The organism is Bradyrhizobium aeschynomenes (assembly GCF_013178945.1).
GTDB classification, from domain to species: domain Bacteria; phylum Pseudomonadota; class Alphaproteobacteria; order Rhizobiales; family Xanthobacteraceae; genus Bradyrhizobium; species Bradyrhizobium aeschynomenes.
In genome coordinates, this window is the sequence record NZ_JABFDM010000002.1 from 148,331 (window position 1) to 173,452 (window position 25,122).

General features: G+C 65.5%; 25 protein-coding genes and 1 tRNA gene. 9 read left to right on the top strand and 17 right to left on the bottom strand.

Going from position 1 to position 25,122, the window contains the following annotated elements:
* Positions 1 to 111: 111 nt before the first annotated feature.
* The 10 genes from rplL to secE form a co-directional block, all read right to left on the bottom strand.
* On the bottom strand, positions 112 to 489 hold the full coding sequence (gene rplL, locus HL666_RS05370) for a 50S ribosomal protein L7/L12 (protein ID WP_172108050.1): 378 nt from the start codon (positions 487 to 489) through the stop codon (positions 112 to 114).
* 60 nt (positions 490 to 549) lie between these two features.
* Positions 550 to 1,068, bottom strand: coding sequence for a 50S ribosomal protein L10 (gene rplJ / locus HL666_RS05375; protein ID WP_172109746.1), 519 nt, complete (start codon positions 1,066 to 1,068; stop codon positions 550 to 552).
* A 701-nt stretch (positions 1,069 to 1,769) separates the two neighbouring features.
* Entirely contained in the window at positions 1,770 to 2,417 is a 648-nt protein-coding gene (locus HL666_RS05380) for an Isoquinoline 1-oxidoreductase subunit (RefSeq protein ID WP_172180298.1), read from the bottom strand.
* Positions 2,414 to 4,597 carry a xanthine dehydrogenase family protein molybdopterin-binding subunit gene (locus HL666_RS05385; RefSeq protein WP_172180299.1) on the bottom strand — a complete coding sequence of 728 codons (2,184 nt, stop codon included), beginning with the start codon at positions 4,595 to 4,597 and terminating at the stop codon, positions 2,414 to 2,416. The genes HL666_RS05380 and HL666_RS05385 overlap by 4 nt, the downstream gene beginning before the upstream one ends.
* 2 nt (positions 4,598 to 4,599) lie before the next feature.
* Complete coding sequence (locus tag HL666_RS05390; RefSeq protein WP_172108044.1) at positions 4,600 to 5,064, bottom strand: (2Fe-2S)-binding protein; 465 nt, start codon at positions 5,062 to 5,064, stop codon at positions 4,600 to 4,602.
* A gap of 146 nt (positions 5,065 to 5,210) precedes the next feature.
* A complete protein-coding gene (locus tag HL666_RS05395; protein WP_172180301.1) occupies positions 5,211 to 6,161 on the bottom strand; it encodes a 2-hydroxyacid dehydrogenase in 951 nt (316 codons plus the stop codon).
* Between the two features lie 79 nt (positions 6,162 to 6,240).
* Entirely contained in the window at positions 6,241 to 6,933 is a 693-nt protein-coding gene (rplA, locus tag HL666_RS05400; protein WP_172108040.1) for a 50S ribosomal protein L1, read from the bottom strand.
* A 6-nt stretch (positions 6,934 to 6,939) separates the two neighbouring features.
* The gene (gene rplK, locus HL666_RS05405; protein ID WP_006611824.1) at positions 6,940 to 7,368 is read right to left on the bottom strand and encodes a 50S ribosomal protein L11; all 429 of its coding nucleotides are present in this window, start codon (positions 7,366 to 7,368) and stop codon (positions 6,940 to 6,942) included.
* A gap of 402 nt (positions 7,369 to 7,770) precedes the next feature.
* The gene (nusG, locus tag HL666_RS05410) at positions 7,771 to 8,328 is read right to left on the bottom strand and encodes a transcription termination/antitermination protein NusG (RefSeq protein WP_015667633.1); all 558 of its coding nucleotides are present in this window, start codon (positions 8,326 to 8,328) and stop codon (positions 7,771 to 7,773) included.
* A complete protein-coding gene (gene secE, locus HL666_RS05415; protein WP_006611822.1) occupies positions 8,328 to 8,519 on the bottom strand; it encodes a preprotein translocase subunit SecE in 192 nt (63 codons plus the stop codon). Before secE ends, nusG begins: the two co-directional genes overlap by 1 nt.
* 421 nt (positions 8,520 to 8,940) lie before the next feature.
* Between secE and HL666_RS05420 the strand changes: the two genes are divergently transcribed.
* A complete protein-coding gene (locus tag HL666_RS05420; protein WP_172108038.1) occupies positions 8,941 to 10,173 on the top strand; it encodes an ABC transporter substrate-binding protein in 1,233 nt (410 codons plus the stop codon).
* Positions 10,174 to 10,277: 104 nt separating this feature from the next.
* Here HL666_RS05420 and HL666_RS05425 read toward each other — a convergent pair.
* Positions 10,278 to 10,353 (bottom strand) — tRNA-Trp (locus tag HL666_RS05425).
* A 150-nt stretch (positions 10,354 to 10,503) separates the two neighbouring features.
* On the opposite strand from HL666_RS05425, the gene HL666_RS05430 reads away from it, so the two are divergent.
* Complete coding sequence (locus tag HL666_RS05430) at positions 10,504 to 11,736, top strand: serine hydrolase domain-containing protein (protein ID WP_172130833.1); 1,233 nt, start codon at positions 10,504 to 10,506, stop codon at positions 11,734 to 11,736.
* A gap of 197 nt (positions 11,737 to 11,933) precedes the next feature.
* On the opposite strand, the gene HL666_RS05435 is transcribed toward HL666_RS05430, so the two are convergent.
* The gene (locus HL666_RS05435; protein ID WP_172108034.1) at positions 11,934 to 12,701 is read right to left on the bottom strand and encodes an SDR family NAD(P)-dependent oxidoreductase; all 768 of its coding nucleotides are present in this window, start codon (positions 12,699 to 12,701) and stop codon (positions 11,934 to 11,936) included.
* Positions 12,702 to 12,999: 298 nt separating this feature from the next.
* Complete coding sequence (locus tag HL666_RS05440) at positions 13,000 to 13,707, bottom strand: histidine phosphatase family protein (RefSeq protein WP_172108033.1); 708 nt, start codon at positions 13,705 to 13,707, stop codon at positions 13,000 to 13,002.
* A 144-nt stretch (positions 13,708 to 13,851) separates the two neighbouring features.
* Here HL666_RS05440 and HL666_RS05445 point away from each other — a divergent pair, with 144 nt between their 5' ends.
* Positions 13,852 to 14,637, top strand: coding sequence for an SDR family NAD(P)-dependent oxidoreductase (locus tag HL666_RS05445; RefSeq protein WP_172108031.1), 786 nt, complete (start codon positions 13,852 to 13,854; stop codon positions 14,635 to 14,637).
* A gap of 1,005 nt (positions 14,638 to 15,642) precedes the next feature.
* Positions 15,643 to 15,921: a hypothetical protein gene (locus HL666_RS05450; protein ID WP_172180303.1), complete on the top strand. Its 279-nt coding sequence runs from the start codon at positions 15,643 to 15,645 to the stop codon at positions 15,919 to 15,921.
* Positions 15,922 to 16,026: 105 nt separating this feature from the next.
* On the opposite strand, the gene HL666_RS05455 is transcribed toward HL666_RS05450, so the two are convergent.
* On the bottom strand, positions 16,027 to 17,085 hold the full coding sequence (locus HL666_RS05455; RefSeq protein WP_172180305.1) for a phosphotransferase family protein: 1,059 nt from the start codon (positions 17,083 to 17,085) through the stop codon (positions 16,027 to 16,029).
* Between the two features lie 288 nt (positions 17,086 to 17,373).
* Positions 17,374 to 18,609 carry an acyl-CoA dehydrogenase family protein gene (locus HL666_RS05460; RefSeq protein WP_172180306.1) on the bottom strand — a complete coding sequence of 412 codons (1,236 nt, stop codon included), beginning with the start codon at positions 18,607 to 18,609 and terminating at the stop codon, positions 17,374 to 17,376.
* Between the two features lie 232 nt (positions 18,610 to 18,841).
* Between HL666_RS05460 and HL666_RS05465 the strand changes: the two genes are divergently transcribed.
* The gene (locus HL666_RS05465) at positions 18,842 to 19,513 is read left to right on the top strand and encodes a TetR/AcrR family transcriptional regulator (protein WP_172180308.1); all 672 of its coding nucleotides are present in this window, start codon (positions 18,842 to 18,844) and stop codon (positions 19,511 to 19,513) included.
* 20 nt (positions 19,514 to 19,533) lie between these two features.
* Entirely contained in the window at positions 19,534 to 19,779 is a 246-nt protein-coding gene (locus HL666_RS05470) for a hypothetical protein (protein ID WP_172180309.1), read from the top strand.
* A 162-nt stretch (positions 19,780 to 19,941) separates the two neighbouring features.
* Here HL666_RS05470 and HL666_RS05475 read toward each other — a convergent pair whose 3' ends face one another.
* Positions 19,942 to 21,168 (bottom strand): CaiB/BaiF CoA transferase family protein, encoded by a 1,227-nt coding sequence (locus HL666_RS05475; RefSeq protein ID WP_172180311.1) that lies wholly within the window; start codon positions 21,166 to 21,168, stop codon positions 19,942 to 19,944.
* A gap of 435 nt (positions 21,169 to 21,603) precedes the next feature.
* On the opposite strand from HL666_RS05475, the gene HL666_RS05480 reads away from it, so the two are divergent.
* Positions 21,604 to 22,170: a hypothetical protein gene (locus HL666_RS05480; RefSeq protein WP_172108017.1), complete on the top strand. Its 567-nt coding sequence runs from the start codon at positions 21,604 to 21,606 to the stop codon at positions 22,168 to 22,170.
* Positions 22,171 to 22,277: 107 nt separating this feature from the next.
* On the opposite strand, the gene HL666_RS05485 is transcribed toward HL666_RS05480, so the two are convergent.
* A complete protein-coding gene (locus HL666_RS05485; RefSeq protein ID WP_172130844.1) occupies positions 22,278 to 23,030 on the bottom strand; it encodes an NUDIX hydrolase in 753 nt (250 codons plus the stop codon).
* 109 nt (positions 23,031 to 23,139) lie between these two features.
* On the opposite strand from HL666_RS05485, the gene HL666_RS05490 reads away from it, so the two are divergent.
* Positions 23,140 to 24,177 carry an SPFH domain-containing protein gene (locus HL666_RS05490; RefSeq protein WP_172130845.1) on the top strand — a complete coding sequence of 346 codons (1,038 nt, stop codon included), beginning with the start codon at positions 23,140 to 23,142 and terminating at the stop codon, positions 24,175 to 24,177.
* A complete protein-coding gene (locus tag HL666_RS05495; protein ID WP_172130846.1) occupies positions 24,164 to 25,093 on the top strand; it encodes a diacylglycerol kinase catalytic domain-containing protein in 930 nt (309 codons plus the stop codon). Before HL666_RS05490 ends, HL666_RS05495 begins: the two co-directional genes overlap by 14 nt.
* The last annotated feature ends 29 nt before the right edge of the window (positions 25,094 to 25,122 follow it).

The following is a 25,122-nucleotide window of genomic DNA, read 5'->3' on the forward strand; positions in this document are numbered from 1 at the left end:
ACGTCTTTGTCTTTATGATGACCGGGCGATGTTACCACCCGGTCACCAAATTCGTTTGGAAGCGCCGCGCCTTGCCGTCAGGCGGCCCGGCGCTCCGCAAGAAGCCGTCGCTTACTTGAGCTCGATCTTGGCGCCAGCCTTCTCGAGCTGAGCCTTGATCTTCTCGGCCTCGTCCTTGTTGACGCCTTCCTTGACCGGCTTCGGAGCGCCCTCGACGAGGTCCTTGGCCTCCTTCAGGCCCAGGCCGGTGATGGCGCGGACTTCCTTGATGACCTCGATCTTCTTGTCGCCGGCCGAAGCCAGGACAACGGTGAACTCGGTCTTCTCTTCCGCCGGAGCGGCAGCGGCGCCACCAGCGCCCGGAGCGGCGACGGCCACGGCGGCCGCGGCGGACACGCCCCACTTCTCTTCCAGGAGCTTGGCGAGCTCAGCGGCCTCGAGAACGGTGAGGGCCGAGAGGTCGTCGACGATCTTCTGCAGGTCAGCCATTGATGTAGTCCCTTAATGTGGTTCGGTTCGAAACCAGGTTGTGAGTGTTTGCGAAGGGCGTCAGGCCGCTTCGCCCTTTGAGGCATGAGCCTGAATGACGCGCGCGACCTTGGCCGCGGGAGCATTGGCGAGCTGGGCCAGCTTGGTCGCCGGAGCCTGAATCAGGCCGACGAGCTTGCCGCGCAGTTCGTCCAGCGACGGCAGCGAGGCGAGAGCCTTGACGCTGTCGACATTCAGGACGGTTGACCCCATCGAGCCGCCGAGGATGACGAACTTTTCGTTCGCCTTGGCGAATTCGATGGCAACCTTGGGCGCCGCGACAGGATCGTTCGAAGTTGCGATCACGGTCGGCCCCTTCAACAGGGAACCGATGCCGACGACGTCCGTGCCTTCAAGAGCAATTTTGGCGAGACGGTTCTTCGAGACCTTCACCGACGCGCCAGCCTGCTTCATCTGCTTGCGCAGGTTCTGCATCTGGGCCACGGTAAGGCCGGAATAGTGAGCGACGACGGCAACGCCCGTGGTCTTGAAGACCTCGTGCAGCTGCTCGACCGCCTCTTTCTTTGCCGCTCGTTCCACAGCAAGCTCTCTCCGGTTGGCAGCCTTCGCCCGAAAGCGGGACCGCCGGGTTAAACCCGCCGCCCGCCAAACCCGACCTCTGGACGCTAGAACCCCAAAGGACACGTCAGGCAGCACGACGATGAATAGCCTGCCCTTCCCGAAGGCCTGACCGGCCCTGGGAGTGTCGAGGTTCGAACCAAACCTGCATGCCATCGCGACGAGCGCAGAGGACATGCCGAAATCCGGTCTTCACCCGTCTATGCAGGCTGAATGATTAAGCCATTGAGGAAATTTGATTTCCGCGCCGGCGCCTGCAGTCTCGGACAGGATTCGAGGGGATCGGCGGACCGACCTCCCCTGCGGCATTCGAGAGCAGAAAGATCCTTCTTCCTTCCGAGAAATCCAAACGGATATCCTCAAAAGGAATGCTGGCTCCCTAGGCTGTCGGAATGCGCGCACGGTCGCGCCAGCAACAGCCAGCCCGCCCGGAAGCCGGTTCTTTAACGGGTCGATCGCGACTTGCCAAGACCCCCAAGGAGCAAAAATCGCACCAATTGGGCCACGCCGGAAAGCCCCTAGCCCCGCATGCGCGACAGCCGGCGCGCGGGACGCCCGTCGGTCATAGCGACATGCGAACCTCACGTGCCGGCCGGAGAATCCGGATGTCGCTGAGCGCATCCGAGGCTACCGGGAATCACGCGCAGTGGCGCGATCCCGCCTCACCCTTTCGGACAGGCTGCTCCGGCGTCGGCCCAGGCCTTGATCAGCTCACCAAACTGTTTCTGGGTTCCCGGCGCCGGCGTCCGCCCCGCGCCCGGATTCCAGCCCCAGCCGACCAGCTCATCCTCAGCCATATGGTGAACCAGCTGGGCCATGGTCTTGCCGCCGTTGAGCTTCGAATCCTTGATCTGCGCGCAGATCTGGCCAAGGGAGCGGCCTTGCCACGCCATTTCGATCGGCGCCAGCTGCCACTTTGGATTGCCGGGCACACGTGCGGCGTCGAAATTGGCCTCGTGGTGACAGGTGGTGCAGGCGAGCCCGCCTGGCGCTCCCATGCCGGCTTCGCCGCGGACCACCAGGGGCTGGTGCGGAAGCATCTTGTCGGTCTGCGTCGGACGATCGCCAGCCGGATGACAGTTCATGCAGCGCGGCGACTGCAGCACCTTGCCGGCTTCCTCGAACAGCGCCACCGCACGTTCGTCCTTGTTCTTGATCCTGGCGAAATCCGTCACCGGCTTCAGCCCGGCGGCCATGCGGACCGCCTCCGGCGCTGCGTCGGCGCGCCGCAGCCCCGGATAAGCGGCGATCGCAACCGCGGCCAAGCTGCCGGCGAGCAGCGCCAGCGTCCCCGTTCCGACCACTCTCATGCGGTATCTCCCGGCCGGATCGGCAATTGCGTTGGTCGCGGCAGGCCGAGTTTCGCCATGGCATTGGCGACGGCCGGTCCGAGCGGCGGCACGCCGGGCTCGCCTACACCCGTGGGCTTCTCTGTCGACGGCACGATGGCAACCTCGATCTGCGGCATCTCGTTGATCCGCAGCGAGCGGTAGCTGTCGAAATTGCCTGCCACTGGCCGGCCCTCCTCGAGCGGCTGCTGCGCATACAGGATGTGGCCGAGCGCAAAGCCGATGCCCCCCTCCATTTGGGCCCGGATGATGTCCGGGTTGACGGCAACGCCGCAGTCGACGGCGCACCAGACCTTGTGAACCACCGGTCCCTCCTGGCCCATCGACAGCTCGACCACTTGCGCCACATAGGTATTAAAGCTCTCGACGACGGCGACGCCACGGGCGCGGCCGGCTTCGAGCTTGGCGCCCTTCCAGTCGGCGAGCTGCGCAACCGCCTTGAGCACGCCGGCATGGCGCGGCTTGTCGGCCATCATGGCAAGCCGGCCCTCGACCGGGTCCTGACCGGCGGCTTCGAGCAGTTGATCGACGAAGGCCTCGACGGCGTAGCCGGTATGGGTGTGGCCGACCGAGCGCCACCACAGCACGGGGACGCCGACATCGACCTGGTGCAGGTCGCAGCGGAAGTTCGGCACCTGGTAAGGGATCTCGTTCGAGCCCTCATAGGCGGTCGAATCGAGACCATTCTTCATGGTCATCGCCTCGAACGGCGAGCCCTTCATGATCGACTGGCCGACGATCGTGTCCGACCACGCCACGATCTTGCCGTCGCGGACCACGCCGCGCATGCGGTGCAGGCTGAACGGCCGGTAGTAGCCGCCACGCATGTCGTCCTCGCGGGTCCATACCAGCTTGACGGGCCGTCCCGGCCCGATCGCCTTGGCAACCTGCGCCAACTCCAGCGCGACATGGGTCGATTGCTGTGCCCGCCGGCCGAAGCTGCCGCCAGCCAGGATCGTCTTGAGCTCGACCTTGGCAATATCCAGCCCGAGCACCTGGGCAATCGCGGCATGATCCGGCGTCGGAAACTGGCTGCCATAGCGCGCCGAGGCGGTCTCGCCCTTCCAATGAATGAAGGCGTTGATCGGCTCCATCGGCGCATGGGCCAGATACGGAAAGACAAACTCGGTCTCGATCAGCTTGCCGCCCTTGGCGATCTCGGCGTCGACGTCGCCCTCCTGCTTGACCAGCGCGCCCTGCTTCTTCGCGCGCGCGCGAAACTCCTCCAGCAGCTGCGCCGTGCCGCGCGTCTCCGCCTTGCTGTCATCCCAGGTGATCTTGAGTAACTCGCGAGCTGTCTTGGCCGGCCAGAAGCCATCCGCATAGACGGCAACGCCGTTCGGCACCTTCTTGATGTCGACAACACCGGGCACGGCCTTGGCTGCCGCCGCGTCGAACGAGGCGACCTTGCCGCCGAATCGCGGCGAGCGCGCCACCAGCACGGTCAACGTGCCCGGATCCTTGATATCGAGCGTGTACTCGGCCGTGCCGTTCGACTTCGCCACGCTGTCGAGCCGGGTCACGGCGCCTTCTTTGCCGATCAGCTTGAAAGCGGAGGGATCCTTGAGCTGCGGGTTCGCCGGCGCCGGCTGCTGCATCGCCTTGGCGGCCAGGGCGCCGAAACCGCTCTGCTTGCCCGAAGCGTGCTTGATGATGCCCTTCTCGACCGTGATCTCCTCGGCCGGCACCTTCCATTCGTCGGCGGCCGCGGCCACCAGCATCGCGCGGGCGGCAGCGCCGACCTTGCGCATCTGCTCGTAGGAATTGGCGATCGCGCTGGAGCCGCCGGTGCCCTGCACGCCGAACAACAGGTTCTTGTACAGCACAGGGTTGGAAGGCGCGTGATCGGCGCGCATCTGCGTCCAATCGGCGTCCAGCTCCTCGGCCACCAGCGTGGCCATGCCGGTGAACGGCCCCTGCCCGAACTCGATGTGCTTGCACAACACCGTGACAGTGTCGTCCTGACCGATCACCAGGAATGTATTCGGGGCGATGTTGACCGACTTGGCCGCGGCGCCGTCCTGCGCGTAAGCCACACCGTTGCGGGCGACATAGGTGGCGAGCACCAGGCCCGCCCCTGCTTTCAGCAGCGAACGGCGTGACAATGCGGTCGAGGCAGCAGGCTTCACATGTGCATTCATGGTCAGCCCTCCAGCGACTTGGCGGCGGAATGGATCGCAGCGCGGATGCGGACATAGGTCGCGCAGCGGCAGATGTTGCCGTTCATCGCCAGATCGATGTCCTGGTCGGTGGGCTTGGGATTGAGGCCGAGCAGCGCGGCCGCGCTCATCACCTGCCCCGACTGGCAGTAGCCGCATTGCGGCACGTCGTGCGCGGCCCAGGCCTTCTGCACGGCGACGGCTTCCTTGGATGTCAGCCCCTCGATCGTGGTCACCTCGCTCTTTCCGACCGCCGAGACGGGCAAAGAGCATGAGCGGACGGTCTGGCCATCGACATAGACGGTGCAGGCGCCGCACTGCGCGACGCCACAGCCATACTTCGTGCCGGTCAACCCGACATTATCGCGAATGGCCCACAACAAGGGCGTCCCAGGATCGACATCAATCTGATGCTCCCGCCCGTTGATCTTCAAGGTGAACGCCGCCATTGCCGCCCTCGCTCTTCATCGACGAATGGCAAGGATTAGAAGCGTTCGAGAACGACTCGCAACTCACAGAGATGTGCAGTGCGTCAGAATATTTCTCCGACTGCACGGAACTATTTTGGATGCAGGAGAACGCCGCCGCGAGCTGATCACTTGACCTGGTAAGGCAATGTCTCACCGGCGAAGAAGGCGGTGAGATTGGCGACAACGCAGGCCTGCATCGCGACATGCGACTCCCGCGTGTTGCCGCCGACGTGCGGCGTCACCACCACGCCAGGAAGCGAGGTCAGTTCGTCAGGTGCATGCGGCTCGGTTTCGAACACGTCGAGCCCGGCGCCGGCGATGACACCGTCCTTCAGCGCTGCCAGCAGCGCGCGCTCGTCGATCACCGAGCCGCGTGAAATGTTGACGACATGGCCGTCGGGCCCGAGCTTCTTCAGGAGTTCAGCATTGACGGCATGGGTCGTCTCGGTGCTGGCGCGGACGGCGATCATCAGTACGGTGCACCATTCGGCGAGCGCATCGAGGCTCGGGAAGTATGGGTACGGCAGCTCGTCGTAGCGGGTACGGTTGAAATAGCCGACCTCGGTCTCGAACGCGGCGACGCGGGCCGCGATCTTGCGGCCGATCTCGCCCATGCCGTAGACGCCGACCTTGCAGCCGGACAGGCTCGGCGGCGGCTTCATCAGTGGCGACGGCTTGGACGCGGCCCAGCCGCCGTCGCGGACATAGGCATCGGCAACGACCAACCGCCGCGTGCTCGCCAGCATCAGCATCACCGCGACATCGGCGACCGCCGCGGCATTGGCGCCGGGACTGTGGCCGACAGCGATGTTGCGCGCCGCCGCCGCCTCCAGGTCGACGCCATCGTAGCCAGTGCCATAGCAGACGATCGCGCCCAACGCCGGCAGCCGGTCCATCTCTTCCGCGCCCAGCCGAGTGGCACCAGCCGTGATCAGCGCGCGGACCTGCGCCACCTCCTCCGCCGCAAACACCTCGTCCGCCGGCCTGCCGCCGGTGTCGAGCAGGTCGAAGCGGTCGGCGAAGCGCTGGGTCAGGGATTTGGGGAAACGGGAATAGATCAGGACCTTGTCGGGCATGTTGGCCAAGCACTCCAAATGCGAAGGGCGGGATCGTTCGACGATCCCGCCCTTCTCAATCTAACGCATGCCTGGCCGCTTAGGCGAGCACGGTGCCCGGCTCGACCTTGACGCCCGGGCCCATCGTCGAGGACACCGCGACGCGCTGGACGTAGGTACCCTTGGCGCCTGCCGGCTTGGCCTTCACGACCGCGTCCGCCAGCGCCTTGATGTTCTCGACCAGCTTGTCCTCGGCGAACGAGGCCTTGCCGACGCCGGCCTGGATGATGCCAGCCTTCTCGACGCGGAACTCGACCGAGCCGCCCTTGGCACCCTTGACGGCGCCCGCGACGTCCATGGTCACGGTGCCGATCTTCGGGTTCGGCATCATGCCGCGCGGACCGAGCACCTTACCGAGACGGCCGACCAGCGGCATCATGTCGGGGGTGGCGATACAACGGTCGAAGTCGATGTTGCCGTTCTGCACCTTCTCGACCAGGTCCTCCGCACCGACCACGTCGGCACCGGCGGCCTTGGCTTCGTCGGCCTTGGCACCACGGGCGAACACACCGACGCGCAGCGTACGGCCGGTGCCGTTCGGCAGCATGACGACGCCGCGGACCATCTGGTCAGCGTGGCGCGGATCGACGCCGAGGTTGATCGAGACCTCGATGGTCTCGTCGAACTTCGAGACGGCCCGCTCCTTGATCATCTTGATCGCGTCAGCAAGCGGGTACAGCTTGGTGCGGTCGATACCCTCGCGGGCCTTCTTCAAACGCTTTCCGATAGCCATTGGCGCTTACCCCGCAACTTCCAGACCCATCGAGCGGGCGGAGCCCTCGACCATCTTCATGGCCGACTCGATCGAGTCGCAATTCAGGTCCTTCATCTTCTTCTCGGCGATCTCGCGCACCTGCGCCTTGGTCACCTTGCCGGCCTTGTCGCGACCCGGGGCCTTGGAGCCCGATTGGATCTTGGCAGCCTGCTTGAGGAAGAAGGACATCGGCGGGGTCTTCATCTCGAAGGTGAAGGACCGGTCCGCGTAAATCGTGATGACCACCGGGATCGGGGTGTTCTTCTCTTCCTTCTGGGTCTGCGCGTTGAACGCCTTGCAGAACTCCATGATGTTGAGACCGCGCTGACCGAGCGCGGGGCCGATCGGCGGCGACGGGTTCGCCGCGCCGGCCGGAACCTGAAGCTTCAGGTAACCGGTTACTTTCTTTGCCATTGTGATTCTCCAACGCGTTCGCGTGTCTTGCCTGATGCGAACGCACCGCCCTCCGGGCGACAAAACCCGTCGGGCGAGGTTTGGGACCGTGGTCCGGCGCGCTTTGATCCGGCTGGCAAAGCCGGCCGCGCCTCCCACGAACGAAATCGCCCCCGTTGGGGAGCGAAGCGCGCCCGATACACGAGATCGGACAAAAAGGAAAGGGTTGAGGGCGCAAGTCCCTCCCCACGTCATTCCGGGGCGCCCGCAAGGGCGAACCCGGAATCCATAGCCACGAGGCGCCGTGTGAGGCACTCCAGAAGTGGCAGCCCGCCGTCCCAGACCCATTTGGGGTTATGGATTCCGGGCTCAGCCCTTTCGGGCTGCCCCGGAATGACGGCGGAGAGAGCCAAGCCGCCGGCCCTAGCCGACCACCTTCTCGACCTGGTTGAACTCGAGCTCGACCGGGGTCGCGCGACCGAAGATCGACACCGCGACCTTGACGCGCGAACGGGCCTCGTCGATTTCCTCGACCACGCCGGAGAAAGAGGCGAACGGGCCGTCGGCGACGCGGACGTTCTCGCCGATCTCGAACGACACCGACGATTTCGGCCGCTCCACGCCTTCCTGCATCTGGTTCAGGATGCGCATCGCCTCGCCTTCGGAGATCGGCATCGGCTTGTTCTCGGCGCCGAGGAAGCCGGTCACCTTGGGCGTGTTCTTGATCAGGTGGAACGCCTCGTCGGTCAGCTTCATCTTCACCAGCACGTAGCCGGGGAAGAACTTGCGCTCGGCATCGATCTTGCGGCCGCGGCGCACCTCGGTGACCTTCTCGATCGGCACCAGCACCTGCTCGAACAGATCCTCGAGATTGCGCTGCTTGGCCTGCTCGCGGATCGACTCCGCGACCTTCTTCTCGAAGTTCGAATAGGCGTGGACGATGTACCAGCGCTTGTCGGAGCTTTGCGTTGCGGTTGCCATCAGTGGATGCCCAGCACGAGGGTGATGAGATAACGGATGATCTGATCGGCGGCGAAGAAGAACACCGAGGCCAGCGCCACCATCACGAACACCATGATCGTGGTGATGGTGACCTCGCGACGGCTCGGCCACGAGACCTTGGCGGTCTCCGAGCGCACTTCCTGAAGGAATTTGAACGGGCTTGTAGCCATCGTCAGGGGTCCTCGTCCGTCATCGGACGATTGAAGAGTTGACTGGGAAAACCGAACAGCCGACCGCTGCCCACCCTCTTGTCGGAGAGATGAGCCGAATCCACGGGCTCGCTTGTTCGGGGATTGAAAAGCCGCGCCGGATATCCGCTGTCCGCGGGCCGGCTGCAGGTCTCCGATATCTACTGTCGGACCGGCCCGAGGTCAAGATATGGGCAGGCCGGGTGTCCCCGGTCATTCCCTTGGCAGGCCACGCAGGATTCCGCCTCACCCCGGTTTTTCGTGCCACGGCAGGCCATTTCCGCACCACGGCAGGTTGAGCAGGTGCCGCGACGAAATGCCCGGGATGGAGGGTTTGCTGCCCTTGCCGCGCCTTCGACGGCCGCTCATGCTCGCGGGCACAAGAACAATCAGGAGGAAACCCATGACCTTTGCCACGGGCAAGGGACGGACGCGCCTTGCCGCCGTCGGTCTCGTTGCCGGCCTTGCCGCCCTCACCCTCACCGCCGTCCATGCCCGCGCCCAGGCGCCGCTCAAGATCGGCGTGCTCGGCGACTTCTCGTCGGTCTATTCGGACATCGGCGGCCAGGGCAATCTGGAGGCAACCAAGCTCGCGGTCGAGGAGTTCGGCGGCACCATGTTCGGCAAGCCGATCGAGGTGATCAGCGCCGATCCGCAGAACAAGGCCGACATCGCCGCCTCGATCTCGCGCAAATGGTACGAGAACGAAGCGGTCGACATGATCATCGACATGCCGACCTCGGCCACCGCGCTCGCCGGCATGGAGATGTCGAAGCAGTTCGAGAAGATCATGATCGTGACGGACGCGGCGAGCTCCGACATCACCGGCAAATCCTGCTCGCCCTACACCCTGCACTGGACCTACGACACCTACGGCAACGCGCACACCGTCGGTCAGGCGATCGTCAAGAACGGCGGCGACAGCTGGTTCTTCATCACCGCGGACTATCTGTTCGGCCATTCGATCGAGCGCGACACCGGCGATGTCGTGCGCGCCTCCGGCGGCAAGGTGGTCGGCAGCGCCCGGCATCCGCTGAACAACCAGGACTTCTCGTCCTTCCTGCTGCAGGCGCAGGCCTCCAAGGCCAAGATCATCGGCATGGCCAATGGCGGCGGCGACACCATCAACACCATCAAGCAGGCCGCCGAGTTCGGCATCGTCGCCGGCGGCCAGAACCTCGCCGGCATCGTGATGTTCATCTCCGACATCCACAGCCTCGGCCTGAAGCTGGCACAGGGCCTGATCATCACCGAGGCCTACTACTGGGACCTCAACGACCGCACCCGCGCCTTCGGCAAGAAGTTCTTCGACAAGATGAAGCGGATGCCGACCATGAACCAGGCGGCGACCTACAGCGCCACCCTGCATTATCTCAACGCGGTGAAAGCCGCCGGCACCCGCGACACCAAGCCGGTGCTCGCCAAGATGCGCGAGACCCCGGTGCGCGACGCCTTCACCGACAACGGCTTCGTCCGAGAGGACGGCCGCATGGTGCACTCGATGTTCCTGTTCGAGGTCAAGAAGCCGGAGGAGTCGAAGGGCCCGTGGGACTATTACAAGGTGCTGGCGGAGGTGCCCGGCGACCAGGTGTTCCGGCCGCTGAAGGACGGCAATTGTCCTTACGTGAAACAATAAGGACCCGCCAAAACGCGTTCGGGGCTCGCGCATCGCGGGCCCCGGGCAAACCGTCTTCGTCGATTTCGGTGTTAAGTGCTTGATCTCGCTGGCAGCTGCCTCGCTGGCAGGAGTGGAGAGGCTCGAACTCCCAACCCCCGGTTTTGGAGACCGGTGCTCTACCAATTGAGCTACACTCCTAGCGAGCCGGGACTGCGTCGCCGGTTCGGCCGCTTTGAAGCATAGACCTCCCCCCGAATGCAAGGGTGCAATCGGGCAAATCGACTGGTCAGACCACAACTTCCGCGCCAGACTTGATCCAAACCGATAACATTGCCCCAGGGAGAGCCCATGACCCCGTCCCCCGCCCCCAGCATGCCGCTGTCCGCGCTCCGCTCGCTGAGCTCGCCGCTGCCGGATGACCGGCCGGAGGCGCTCGGGCTCTCGGCTGCGCGGCTTCAGCGGGCCTCGGACGCGTTCAAGCGCGAGGCCGACAAGGGCACCATCCCCGGAGCCACCCTGCTGGTCGGCCGGCGCGGCCGGATCGGCTGGTTCGATGCGATCGGCCGGCAGGCGCCGGATCAGGACACGCCGATGCGCCCCGATTCGCTGTTCCGCATCTTCTCGATGACCAAGCCAATCGTCTCGCTCGGGATCATGATGCTGGTCGAGGACGGCGATCTCCTGCTGTCCGATCCCGTCGCCAAGTTCATCCCCGAATTCGGCGACCAGAAGGTCGGCGTCGACAACGGCGGCAAGCTCGAGCTCGTGCCGGTCGCCCAGCCGATGGCGGTGCAGGACCTGCTGCGCCACACCTCGGGTCTTGCATACGAGCACACCGGCACCGGGCCGGTGCACCAGCTCTACCAGCAGTCCCGGGTACGCAGCCGCAAGATCACCAACGCCGAGCACGCGGCCATCGTCGCCGGCCTGCCGCTGATCTGCCAGCCCGGCGCCGAGTTCAACTACAGCCGCTCGACCGACATCCTCGGCCGGATCATCGAGGTCGTCTCCGGCCAGTCGCTCGGCGCGTTCCTCTCCGCGCGCATCCTCTCGCCGCTTGGCATGAACGAGACCGGCTTCTTCACAAGCGAGTCCAATGCGCACCGGCTCGCCGAGCCGTTCGCCAAGGACCCCTGGACCGGCGAGGCGGTCAATCTGTTCAAGATGACCGAGCAGCCGCTGATGGAATCCGGCGGCGGCGGGCTGGTGGCGACCACCATGGACTACGCCCGCTTCTGCGCCATGCTGCTCAACAAGGGCAGCCTCGACGACACCAGGCTGGTCGGGCGAAAGACGCTGGAACTGATGGCCTCCGACCATCTCGGTCCGCACGTGAAGACGGTCGGCACCTTGCTGTCGCCCGGTCACGGCTTCGGCCTTGGCTTCGCCGTCCGCCGCGACGCCGGTATTGCCCCCTTCCCCGGCTCGCCCGGCACCTTCTTCTGGAGCGGCATCGCCGGCACCTTCTTCTGGATCGATCCGAAGGAGGAGCTGTTCTGCGTGTTCATGGCCCAGGCCCCGGGGCAGCGGGACTATCTGCGCACGCTGGTCCGTGACGTGGTGTACGCGGCGGTGGAGTGAGGCAACTGGATCGTTTGCCCGGATGCGGCACCCACCACCGTCATCCCGGCGAACGCCGGGATCCATACCGCGTGATCTGTCGAGGGATGTCACTGCCAGTTGCGTGCCTCACACCCGCCGGTGGTTATGGGTCCCGGCGTTCGCCGGGACGACAGTAGTGAGTGTGGCCGCACCACGGGCGACACGCGCAGCCCCCCTCAACTGATCGTCGCGCCGCCGTCGATCACCATGGTCTGGCCGGTCATGAAGTTGCCGGCGGCGGAGCCCAGGAACACCGCCGCACCCGCGATCTCGTCGGGGATGCCGATGCGCAAGAGCGGCGAGCGGGCGGTCGAGGCCTTCAGGTTGTCCGGGTTATCCCACAGCGCCTTGGCGAAATCGGTCTTGATCAGGCCGGGCGCGATGCAGTTCACGCGAACATTGTGCGGGCCGTATTCGCAGGCGAGATTGCGCGCGAGCTGCATGTCGGCGGCCTTGGAGATCGCGTAGGCGCCGAGAATGGTCGAGCCCTTGAGGCCGCCGATCGAGGAGACGATGATGACAGAGCCGTCCTTGCGCGCGATCATCTGCGGCACGACCATGCTGATCAGCCAGTTGTTGGCGACGATGTTGTTGTCGAGAATTTTTCGGAACTGATCGTCGGAGATGCCGGCGAGCGGCCCGTAATACGGGTTCGACGCCGCGTTGCAGACCAGCACGTCGATCTTGCCGTAGATCCGGTTGGCCTCGTCGACGAGGTTCTGCAGGTTCTCCTTGCTGGAAATGTTCGCGGCCACCGCGGCCGCAGTGCCGGCGCCGAACCGCTCGTTGATCTCCTTGGCGACGGCATCGCAGACGTCGGCCTTGCGCGAGGAGATCACCACCTTGGCGCCGTGCTCGGCCATGCGCTCGGCGATGGCAAGTCCGATGCCGCGGGTGGAGCCGGTGATGACGGCGACTTTGCCTGTCATATCGAACAGAGTCATGGGGAAGTCCTCCTACCTATTAATTGTCATTGACTCGAACATCGCACCGCGAATTCTGTGCCGCCTCTCCGCGGTGCAAGTGACTGCGCCCTCTCCCCTTGTGGGAGAGGACAGCACCAGCCCCACCGTCGTACTCGCACGGGTGAGGGGTTCGTCCCACAGCACTGTCTTCGCGGAGAGAGACCCCTCACCCGGTATGACCGCGCTGGCGCGGTCATACCGCCCTGTCCCACAAGGGGAGAGGGTGCACTGCCCGTGCGGCGAGATATAGTTAGATCGCATCTATAGAGGTCCGTCACTACGCCAGCTTGCTCGTCATAACCTCCGGCCCGGCCGGCTGGTGCATCGCGCGGTGCGCGGCATCCGCGATCCAGGGCTGCTGGTTGACCATCGGCAGCCGCCATGTGCTGGTCTCGCCGGCGACGATGTGGTCGAGCCGGGTCACCGAGCAATTGTCGATGTCGAAGGCGAGGCCCTTCTCGACGAGCCCGCCCAGCGCAAGGCCGACGGCGGCCTTGATGGTGCCGCCATGCCCCACCGCGATGACATCGCGGCCGGCTTCCGCCGCCGTGATGCGCGCGATCGCTGAGGTGACGCGCGTGTACAGATCCATGTAGCTCTCGCCGCCCGGTGCCGGTTCGTCGATCGCGGCGAACCAGTGGCTGCCGGCGGGGCGGCTCGCCAGGAACGCCGCGCGGTTCATGCCCTGCCATTGGCCGAGATGCTGCTCGGCAAAGGCGGCCTCCTTGATCATCGTAGAGGGCTGCGGAAACCCGGCGGCCCAGATCGCCTCCGCCGTCTGATGCGTGCGCATCAGATTGCTCGCATACCACACCGCGCTGCGCGGCAGGATTTTTGCGACCGCCTCGAACACCTCGCGATCCCCCGTGTCGCAGGCAATGTCGGACTGGCCATAGATATTGCCGCCGTCGCTACGCACCGGCGCATGGCGCACCCACCACCAGCGCGTGGTGACCACAGAAGGCTTGCTTCCATCACTCGTCATCGCTCACCCTTCCCTCTGCCGGTCTCTCGCTGTACGTGAAGGCCTCAGTCGTCTCAAGCCGCTTGCCGATCCCGGCACGTTTGAAACGGCGTTTGAATTCCGTTGCGCGGCACGCAACTGATCACAACGAAAGCAGGAGGAAACATGGGCCGCCTCGAAGGCAAATCCGTCATCATCACCGGCGCCGGCAGCGGCATCGGCCGCGCCGCATCCCTGATGTTCACGAAGGAAGGCGCGCGGCTGATCGCGGTCGATCGCAGCGAGGCCGTCAAGGAGACGGTCGAGATGGTCAAGCAGCAGGGCGGCATCGCCGAGGCCGTGCTCGCCGACGCCGGATCCGAAGCCGATGTCTCCGGCTTCATCGATCGCGCGGTCGCGACCTACGGCAAGCTTGACGTGATCTGGGCCAATGCCGGCATCTCCGGCGGGCTGAAGCCGATCGCCGAGCAGACCGTCGAGCATTGGCAGGAGATCCTGCGCATCAATCTGATCGGCCCGTTCCTCGCGGTCAAATACGCCATGCCGCACATGGTCCGGCAGCAGCGCGGCGCCATCGTCTGCACGGCTTCCGTCGCGGGCCTGAAGTCCGGCGCCTCGGGCCATCCCTATGCGGCGAGCAAGGCCGGCGTGATCAGCCTGGTGCAGACCACCGCCTACTCGCTGTCCGGGACCGGCGTGCGCATCAACGCGGTCTGCCCTGGCCTGATCGAGACCGGCATGACCAAGCCGATCTTCGACGGCGCCAAGGAGCGCGGCACCGAGGGCAAGATCGGCCAGCTCAATCCGCTCAAGCGCGCCGGCCAGCCGCACGAGATCGCCGCCATGGCCCTGTTCCTCGCCAGCGACGAAGCCTCCTACGTCAACGGCCAGGCGTTCCCGGTCGACGGCGGCCTCACGGCCTCGATGCCGTATGCGGGCAAGCCGATCTAGGCGAGTTGCCACGCCAACCTCCGCCGTCGTCCCGGCGAACGCCGGGACCCATACCCCCAGGGAGCGGTGTGAGGCAGACTGTCCATTGGCTTTTTGCCTCACACGCCTGCTGCGGCGTATGGATCCCGGCTCTGCGCACCGCCAGCGCATTCGCGCTGGCCATGCTTGGCCGGGATGACGGTGTTTGTTGGAGCCGTCATCGCGAGCGCAGCGACGCGATCCAGAGTCGTTGTCTGAGCCCTGGATTGCTTCCGCCTTCGCTCTTCGAGCGACGGCGGACAAGTCGCTGCGCTCGCAATGACGGAGTCCAAACATGCGCGTTCATTCCCGCGACGCCTCCGCGCCCGAGTGATCCCGAATTTTACACGCCCTCTCGACAGAGGGCGCAGGGAAGGCCAGGCGTCGGCTGACGCCTGCGGCCCGCCTGCGAAAAAAATGCAGGCGGCAGGTACCACAGGTGCAGCCGAGAACACCCGGCCTTCCCTGCGCGACGGTCTTCACGCTTATACGCAGTCTCCCTGGTGCGCCGGGCTTGTTGGCCACCATGCCGCGACAAGGCTTGCGCCTTGCGCGGGTGACACCAGCTTCGGGGTGTCAGGACGCTGCGACTTCGCGTCCGCAATCGATCGTTCGTCCGCGCCCTCGTGAGAGGACGCTGCGATCTCTCGCGGCCATCGCTCCCCGCCTCGCGTGTCGTGACGATCGCGCGCAACGCCCCTCTTCGATGAGGCGGGATGACCACAGCAAAGCACAAATTCCGAAAAAGCGAAAGTAAAATCTTTCACCCGCTCGGACTGATCGAGACGATCGCCTTGATCGCGCTCGCGAACTTTTCTAGCCGGGGCGACCGCGTCATGTCGCAGCGAGCAGGAGTCCGGTTCAACCTCAGACATCGGCACTGGCGGCTTTTTTTCGGCGCGCCTCTTCGAACCGCCTGCTTGCAGGCTCCGTCGAACTTCGCAAGCGGACCATTTCCGGCTTCGCCAAACCGAAGGATGGAATCAGATGTCGAGACTATCGAAACTGCGACTGCTCACCCTGATCGGCGCCCTCGCGGCCGGGGCGGCTGCGACCAGCGCCCAGGCGCGCCAGCCCAGCCTGCCGCCGTGCGAGCTGAGCTCATGGGGCTCCTGCGGCACCTACCAACACGTGCAAGAGGGCCCGCGCCGCAAGAGCACCGACACCTCGCCGATCTACATGAAGCAGACCGATCCGCGCTACAGCAGTGCGATGACGACGGCCGGTGGCGGCGGCGGCGGCGGTGGTGGCGGCGGTGGCCGCTGAGAGGGTGTGTAGCGCGTATCCCGGATGAGCAAAGCGACATCCGGGTTCACCGCAGCAGCACGTGAGAACCCGGATGTCGCTGACGCTCATCCGGGCTCCAAGAGGCTACACCGCACCCGCCTTCTGCGCGTACTCCCAGGCCTGCTTGGTCATCGGCACCATGCGCTTGACCGACTCGATCGCCTTGTCGTTGGCGGCGGTGCCGTCGCGGATGCGGCCGATGATGCCCTGGAGAATGCCGGCGAGGCGGAACAGATTGTAGGCGAAGTACCAGTTGAGGTCGGGCAGCTCCGTGCCGGTGACGCCGCGATAGATCTCCGCCGCCTCCTCCATGGTCGGGATGTTGAGCGCCTTGAGATCGACGCCGGCGAGGCCGGGCATGATCCACTGCATCAACAGATAAGTGAAATCGGCCATGGGGTCGCCGAGCGTCGACAGTTCCCAGTCGAGCACCGCGATGACGCGCGGCTCGGTCGCGTGGAAGATCATGTTGTCGAGCCGGTAGTCGCCATGCACAATCGAGACACGCTGCTGCACCGGCAGGGTGCGCGGCAGCCATTCGATCAGCTTCTCCATCTCCGGCAGATGCTCGGTTTCCGAGGCGCGATATTGCTTGGTCCAGCGGTCGACCTGGCGGGCAAAATAGTTGCCGGGCTTGCCGAAGTCGGCGAGGCCGATCGCGGTGGGATCGTAGGTGTGCAGCTTCGCCAGGGTCTCGATCTTGCTTGTGAAGATCGCGCGGCGCTCCGGGGCCGCGACATGCGGCAGGGTCGGATCCCAGAACACCCGGCCCTCCTCCATCGACATGATGTAGAAGGCCGAGCCGATGACGCTGTCGTCGTTGCAGAGCGCGTAGGCGCGGGCGACTGGAAAGCCCTGCTTGCCGAGGGCGGCGATGACGCGGAATTCGCGATCGACGGCGTGCGCCGACGGCAGCAGCTTGCCGAACGGCTTTCGCCTGAGCACGTAGGAGCGGCCGGGCGTGTTCAGCCGATAGGTCGGATTCGACTGTCCGCCCTTGAACTGCAGCACGGTCAGCGGGCCGGCATAGCCCTCGACATGCTCGGCCATCCAGGCCGCGAGCCTGGCTTCGTCGAAACGATGCCGCTCCTCGACTGGCTTGGTGCCGGAGAATTCTTCGTCCTTCTTGACGCCGTCGGCCACGACGAACTCCCTTGGTCGCTTGATTCTGTCTCTGATCTGACGAGCGGCGGCCTGTTGTCCGCCGGTCGTCCTTTTCGTCATTGCGAGCGAAGCGAAGCAATCCAGGGCTCCGCCGAGACTCTGGATTGCTTCGCTCGCCATGACGGAGGTCGTGGTTGCGAGCGTGCCGTGAGGGTAGGCAAAGCGCAACGTGCCCACCGCCTGCCGCGAGCTCGAAGATGGTGGGCACGCGTCCGGCTGCGCGCTGTGCGCTCGGCCGGACGCTTTGCCCACCTTACAAGATTACGCTCAGTGGCGCGGCTCGTTGGCATACTTCTTCATTTCGAGCCGGGCGATGGCGCGGTTGTGCACTTCGTCCGGGCCGTCGGCCAGACGCAGCGTGCGGATGTTGGCGTAGTCCTTGGCGAGACCCGCATCATCCGACACGCCGGCGCCGCCGAACGCCTGGATGGCGTCGTCGATGATCTTCAGCGCCATGTTGGGCGCGGCGACCTTGATCATCGCGATCTCGCCCTGCGCGGTCTTGTTGCCGACCTTGTCCATCATGTCGGCGGCCTTGAGGCACAACAGCCGGCACATCTCGATGTTGGTCCGGGCCTCGCCGATGCGCTGCTCCCACACCGAATGCTCGATGATCTTCTTGCCGAAGGCCTGGCGCGTCATCAGCCGGCGCACCATTTTCTCCAGCGACTCCTCGGCCTTGCCGATGGTGCGCATGCAGTGATGGATGCGGCCAGGACCAAGGCGGCCCTGCGCGATCTCGAAGCCGCGGCCCTCGCCGAGCAGGATGTTCTCCGCAGGCACGCGGACGTTCTCGAGCAGCACCTGGGCGTGGCCGTGCGGCGCGTCATCGAAGCCGAACACCGGCAGCATCTTCTCGACCTTGATGCCGGGGGTGTCGAGCGGCACCAGGATCTGCGACTGCTGCTGATGCTTGGCGGCCGACGGATCGGTCTTGCCCATCAGGATCGCGATCTTGCAGCGGGGATCGCCGACGCCAGACGACCACCATTTGCGGCCGTTGATGACGTAGTGATCGCCGTCGCGCACGATGCGGGTCTCGATGTTGGTGGCGTCGGACGAGGCCACCGCAGGCTCGGTCATCAGGAACGCCGAACGGATCTCGCCGTCCATCAGCGGGCGCAGCCATTTGCGCTTCTGCTCCTTGGTGCCGTAGCGGATGAACACCTCCATGTTGCCGGTGTCCGGCGCGGAGCAGTTGAACACCTCGGAGGCCCAGGAGATGCGGCCCATTTCCTCCGACAGCAGCGCATATTCGAGGTTGGTCAGCCCGGCGCCGCGGAACTCGTCGTCCTCATGCGGCGACGGCGGCATGAACATGTTCCACAGGCCCTCGGCCTTCGCCCTGGCCTTCAGTTCCTCGAGGATCGGGATCACCTTCCAGCGGTCGCCCTCGGCGTCCTGCTGCTTGTAGATCGGCACCGCCGGGCGGACATGCTTGGTCATGAAGCTGCGCACGCGCTCCAGCCATTCCTGCTGCTTCGCCGACATCGTGAAGTCCATGGGACTCTCCTTGGGTGTTTCCTCGAACCTTGTTTGGCCGCAGTGTCGATCCGCCGGCCGCGTCTGCGCAAGAGCCATCTTGCGCGGCACGGTTTCTCAGGGATCGTCGCTGCAGCGCCGAAATCTCGCCCCGCGGAAGCACCGCGATTGACATTCCGGCCGTCTCAAACAATAGTTTCATACAATTGTTTGAAACGCAACTCCCCCACCCTCGTCGTTCGGGAGGACGAGCATGGCGACCGACCAGACCCGGACTGCGATCCTCATCGCCGCCGAGCGGCTCTATGCCGAGCGCGGCTTCTCCGACGTGACTCTGCGCGACATCGTCGCGGAGGCCAACGTCAACCTCGCCGCGGTGAACTACCATTTCGGCTCCAAGGACGAATTGATCGCCGAGCTGTTCGTGACGCGCTCGATCGCGCTCAACCGCGAGCGGCTGCGCGAATTGCGGGCGGCGGAAGACGCCGGCGGCGGCCGCGCCGAGATCGGCGCCATCCTGCGCGCCCTCGTCGGCCCGATCCTGCGCGGCTGCCTGGGGCCTGCGAACCAGCGCTCGCCGGTGGCGCGCTTCATGATCCGCGCCTCGATCGAATCGGTGCCGCCAATTCGCCGCATCAAGAACAAGGAAATCGACCATCTGCGGAAATTCGCCGCAGCGATGAAGCGCGCGCTGCCGGAGAGTTCCGAAGTCGACCTGTTCTGGGGCCTGCATTTTGCGCTGGCCATGGCGCATCACACCATCCGCGAGAGCGAGCGGCTCACCAAACTGTCCGACGGGCAATGCGACCTCGACGATGTCGAGGATGTGATCGGCCGTGTGGTGCGCGGCGCCGTACTCGGCTTGACGATGCGCGTCCCGACGGCAAAGTCAACGCAGAAGGTTGCGGCGCGCGAGGCGCGCTAGCCAGAATGGAGCAAAGCCGGATGACGCAGCGCCTGCGATTGATCATGGCCCTCGCCGCCACGGCGATCGCGATGGTCTCGGCCAGCGAGCCGGTGCTGGCGCGCGGCGCCGCCGCCAACATCATGAACTCCCCCGGCTATCAGCGCCGCCTGCAGGAATCGCGGCAACAGCTCGGCGCGCCGCCGCCGGCTCCGTATGTGTCAGAGCCGCGCTATCACGCGCCCAGGCACAAGGCGCAGCGCTACCGTCACCACCGCCACAACTGAGGCACACTCTCTCCACGGGTCGTCCCGGCGAACGCCGGGACCCATACCGCGTGATCCGTCTTGAGGCACGCGGGGAGAGATCGAGGATCAGCACCGCGGCCGGTGGTTATGGGTCCCGGCGTTCGCCGGGACGACACCGGGGAATGCCGCGATTGTCGCGCACTACACCACGCCCTGCTGCTTCAACGCCGCGATCTTCGCCGCGTCGTAGCCGAGCCCCGCCAGCACGTCCTGGGTATGCTCGCCGAGCAATGGCGGGGCGCGGTAGTCGGTGATCGGCGTGCCCGAGAAGGTCAGCGCGTTGCGGATCACCGACAGCTGCGGCTCGAACTTGTGCTCGACCTTGACCTCCATGCCGCGCGAGCGGACGTGCGGGTCGGCGAACACATGGGCAAAGTCGTTGACGGGGCCGCAGGGCACACCCGCCTTCTCCAATTCCTCTAGCCAATGCGCCACCGAGTTCTTCAGGAACAGGCCGGCGAAGATGGCCATGATCTCCTTGCCGTTGACGACGCGGTCGTTGTTCTTGAGAAACTTGGGGTCGGTCGCGAGTTCCGGCGAGCCGAGCACGGCGCAGGTGCGCGCGAACTGGGCGTCGTTGCCGACCACCAGCATCAATTCGCCGTCGGTGCAGCGGAACACGCCGGCCGGCATGCCGCCATTGCCCCAGGTGCCGCGGCGCGGCGGCGATTTGCCGTTGATCAGGAAGATCTGCGCGTAATGCGACAGCGAGGCGATCACGGTGTCGAACAGGCAGACGTCGACATGCTGGCCGCCGCCGCCATTGACGTTGCGGTGATACAGCGCCGAGAGAATGCCGATCGAGGTGTTCATGCCGGTCATGTAGTCGACGATTGACGGGCCGACCTTCATCGGCCCCGCCCCCGGCTCGCCGTCCATGTGGCCGGTCACGCTCATCAGCCCGCCCATCGCCTGGAAGATCGCGTCATAGCCGGCGCGCGGCGCATACGGCCCGGTCTGGCCGAAGCCGGTGACCGAACAATAGATCACGTCGGGATTGACGGCCTTGATGGTCGCGTAGTCGAGGCCGTAGCGCTTGAGATCACCGACCTTGTAGTTCTCCATGAACACGTCGCAGTCTTTCGCCAGCGCGCGGATGATCTCCTGGCCCTCCGGCGAGGCGATGTTGACGGTGACCGATTTCTTGTTGCGGTTGGCGCAGATGTAGAACGAATTGTTGTTGTTGGCCTTGCCCTCGGGATCCCTGAGGTAGGGCGGGCCGAAGGCCCGGGCGTCGTCGCCGGTGCCGGGCCGCTCGATCTTGATCACCTCGGCGCCGAGATCCGCCAGCATCTGGGCGGACAGCGGCCCCGCCAGCACGCGGGTCAAATCGAGAATCTTGATGCCAGACAGCGGCAGAGCCGACATGGAGTTCCTCCGGGAGCTTATTCCTTGTGGCGGACATGCCCCGCCAGGGCGTCGCCTTCACCTGCGGATACACCATTTCACGGCTTCGAGCACTGCGCTGTCGGCATGCCGCCTTGCCCGGCACAGGAGGTGAGCCGCTCCTCTAAAAAAGTCGTCATTCCGGGGCGTGCGAAGCACGAGCCCGGAATCCATTTATCCGCACGTGATGCCGCCCGATGGATTCCGGGCTCGCGCCGCGCGCGCCCCGGAATGACAGCGGGGGGTGGGGCGTGCTCGTCGCAGACACCGCAGGACTCGCGCCGTCCGGTCGACTTTCTTGCTTCGTTTTGTGTGCGCGCCGAGTCTAGACATGTCTGGAAACAGGGAACAAGGAGCCGTTAAGCGTTCCAGCCGCACCTGAAGGCAGGTTTGATGTCGCAACCCTCGGAGCATGCCATGACGTCGATCTCCGCCTCCTCCATGAGCGGCTTTTCCCCGCTCGACCTGCTCAAGCAGGAGCTCACCAAGGAAGTCTCGGCCGGCAAGGTCAGCTCCACCGACCAGACCGCGCTGTCGTCGGCGCTCGACGACATCGACTCCGCATTGCAGAGCGGCAGCTCGTCGGCGTCGACCAGCTCCAGCAAACCGCCATCGCCCGAGGAGATGCAGTCGAAGATCGACGACCTCATCCAGAGCGAGGTCGACAGCGGCAAGCTGACCTCGGACCAGGCGACCGAGCTGAAGAACGTATTTGCCAACGCCTTCTCCGGCGGTCCGGGCGGCGCAGGTGGCGCCGGCGGTCCGCCGCCGGCCCCGCCGAGCGATGAGTCCAGCACCGACACCACGTCGAGCACCTCCTCCTCGTCGTCTTCATCGTCCTCGTCCCAGGTCGAGGAGCTGTTGAAGAAGCTGCTCGAGGCGCTGCAGAGCTCGAACACCAGCAAGACATCCTCCTACAGCGCCAGCGGCACGAGCTCGTCGAGCTCGACCAGCAAGTCGCTGGTGGTGGACTTCTCTGCCTGATGCGGCCGTCTCGCCTAGGTAGCCCGGATGAGCGCAGCGACATCCGGGTTCGCCGCCACAACTCATGAGACCCCGCCTATCGCTGCGCTCATCCGGGCTACGGAGCTTCACTCCGGCGCGTTGAACGTCCGCGCAAAATACACCGGCGCAGCCGCAGCCTTTAACCGATACAGCTGCGCCGGCCGGTTCGGCCCCTTGCGCATCTTGTCGATCGGTTCGATCAGGTCGGCGGAGAGCATGCGGGTGCGGAAGGCGCTCTTTTCCAGCGGCCGGTCGAGCACGATCTCGTAGGTTCGCTGCAGCTCGGGCAAGGTGAACTCCTCCGGCATCAAATAGGCCGGCAGCGAAGTGTATTCGACCTTGTTGCGCAGCCGCTGCACGGCGGCCTGCAGGATCTCCTGATGGTCGAAGGCGAGCCTCGGCTTGACACCGGCGCCGTACAGGGGAAACCATTGCGCATCGGCCGCGAGCGCCGTCTCCGCGGCTGAGGCGGGGATCAGCGCGAAATAGGCATGGGTCGCCGACCAGCCGCGCGGATCGCGTGTGGCGCTGCCCCAGCTGCCGAGCTGCTCGAGATACGGACTGACGACGCCGGTCTTCTCGGCGAGCTTGCGCCGCGCGCAGGCCTCGAGGTCGCGATCCCTCGCAACATCGACGAACCCCCCCGGCAGTGCCTGCGCATCCGGGAACGGCTCGCCCTCGGCATGGCCGCGACGCACCAGCAGCACGTGCAGCGCCTCCAGCCGGATCGTGAAGATGACGATGTCGACGCTGGTCAGTGGCCGCGGGAAATCCAGCCCTGCCCTTCTTGCACCCGCTTTGTTCCCTGCTCCGCCGCCCTGTCCTTGCCGTCCCACCATACCGTTCACCCCGCCGATTTTGCTGCTTGACACTAGCACACTTAGTTGTACTGTCCAACTTACTTAGTTGGCGTAACACACTTACGCCGTCAAACGTCAGGAGGCCGCCATGTTCGGCTTGCGTTTCATCAAGGCCCAGCCCACCACCTATCTGCTCAAGTACCGCGCGGGCAGCGTGGTCGAGGAAGGCGCCGGGCTCTCCACCTTCTATTACGGGCCCGCCACCTCGCTGGTCGCGATCCCCATCGGCAGCCGCGACGCCGCCTTCATCTTCCAGCAGATCGCCCGCGACTTTCAGACGCTGACGATCCAGGGCCAGGTCACCTACCGCATCGGCGAGCCGAAGAAGGCGGCGGCGATGCTGAACTTCACCCTCAAGCGCGACGGCAAGACCTACGAGTCCGATGACCCGGAGGAGCTGCCGCAGCGCGTGCTCGGCGCGGTCGAGGTGCTGGCGCAGCAGGCGGTCAAGGACATGACCCTCCGGGAAGCGCTGCGCGCCTCCGACCGCATCGCGGAGGCGATCGCGGCTGGATTGAAGCAACGCGCCGACATCGATGCGCTCGGCCTCGAAATCCTCGGCGTCGCGGTGCGCGCGGTGAAGCCGACGCCGGAAACCGCCAAGGCGCTGGAGGCCGAGGCGCGTGAGGCGATCCTGAAGACCGCGGACGAAGCGATCTTCGCCCGGCGCAATTTCGCGGTCGAGCGCGAGCGGGCCATCCGCGAGAGCGAGCTCGATACCGAGATCGCGGTCGAGCAGAAGAAGCGCTCGATCCGCGAGACGCAGATGGATGCGGAGACCAGCGTGGCCGCGAAGAAGAACGAGCTGCGCGAGGCCGGCATGGTCGCCGACATCGGGCTGGAGGCGAAGCGCAAGGACTTCGTGGCGCTGAATGCCTCCAATACCCGCACGCTGGCCGATGCCGAAGCCTATCGCGTCGGGGCGCTGATGAAGATCTTCGAGGGCGTCGACACCCGCGTGATCCAGGCGCTGGCGGCGACCGGCATGCAGCCGGGCCAGCTGATCGCGCAGGCCTTCTCCGGGCTGGCCGAAAAGGCCGAGAAGATCGGCCAGCTCAACGTCTCGCCCGAGCTGCTGAACAGCCTGATGCAGAAGCCTGCGGAGGCGCCCCGTGTCCGGCAATGACCGCAAGGTGGTGCTGGTCACCAGGAGAACGCGGCTCGAGGAGCTGATCGCAAAATTTCTCACCGCGGACCAGGCCCGCTTCTATGTCGAGCATCTCGGCGCCGACTTCTCGGACTACGAACGCGAGCACGCGGCCTACCAGGCCGCGCGCGCCACGGCGACGCAGACGCTGGAGCGCTGGGGCCGCTACCAGATCGTGGACCGCGGCTTCCTGCCGAACTTCATCTTCGGCCCCGCCGACATCGTTGCTGCGCTCGGCCCCGACGGGCTAGTCGCCAACACCATGAAATATCTCGACGGCCAGCCGCTGCTCGGCCTCAACCCGGATGCGGCTCGGCATGACGGCGTGCTGCTGCCGTTCGCGCCGGAGGACCTCGCGAGACTCTTGCCGGAGGTGGCTGCCGACAAGCGCGCGGCCAAGGCGGTGACCATGGCGCGCGCGAGCCTCGCCGACGGCCAGGTGCTCCATGCCGTCAACGACCTCTTCATCGGCGCCCGCACGCACGTCTCGGCGCGCTACGAAATCGCGACGCGCGAGGCGCAGGAGCGGCAGTCGTCGAGCGGACTGATCGTGGCGACGGGGCTCGGCTCAACGGCCTGGTTCAAGAGCATCGTCACCGGCGCGCTGGCGATCGCCGGCAGCTATGGCAGTCACGGCGATGGCGGCTACACCGCCCTGCCCTGGGACGCCCGCAAGCTCCGCTTCGCCGTCCGCGAGCCGTTCCCGAGCAAGACCTCGCAGACCTCGCTGGTGTGCGGCGGCCTCGCCGGCGCGGAGACCCTGCGCCTGCGCTCGCTGATGCCGGAGAGCGGCGTGATCTTCTCGGACGGCGTCGAGGCGGATCATCTCGATTTCAATGCAGGGACCGAGGCCGTGATCTCGATTGCAGAACGGCAAGGGCGACTGATCGTCTAATCCGAGGCCGCAATCGGGATCGCGGAACG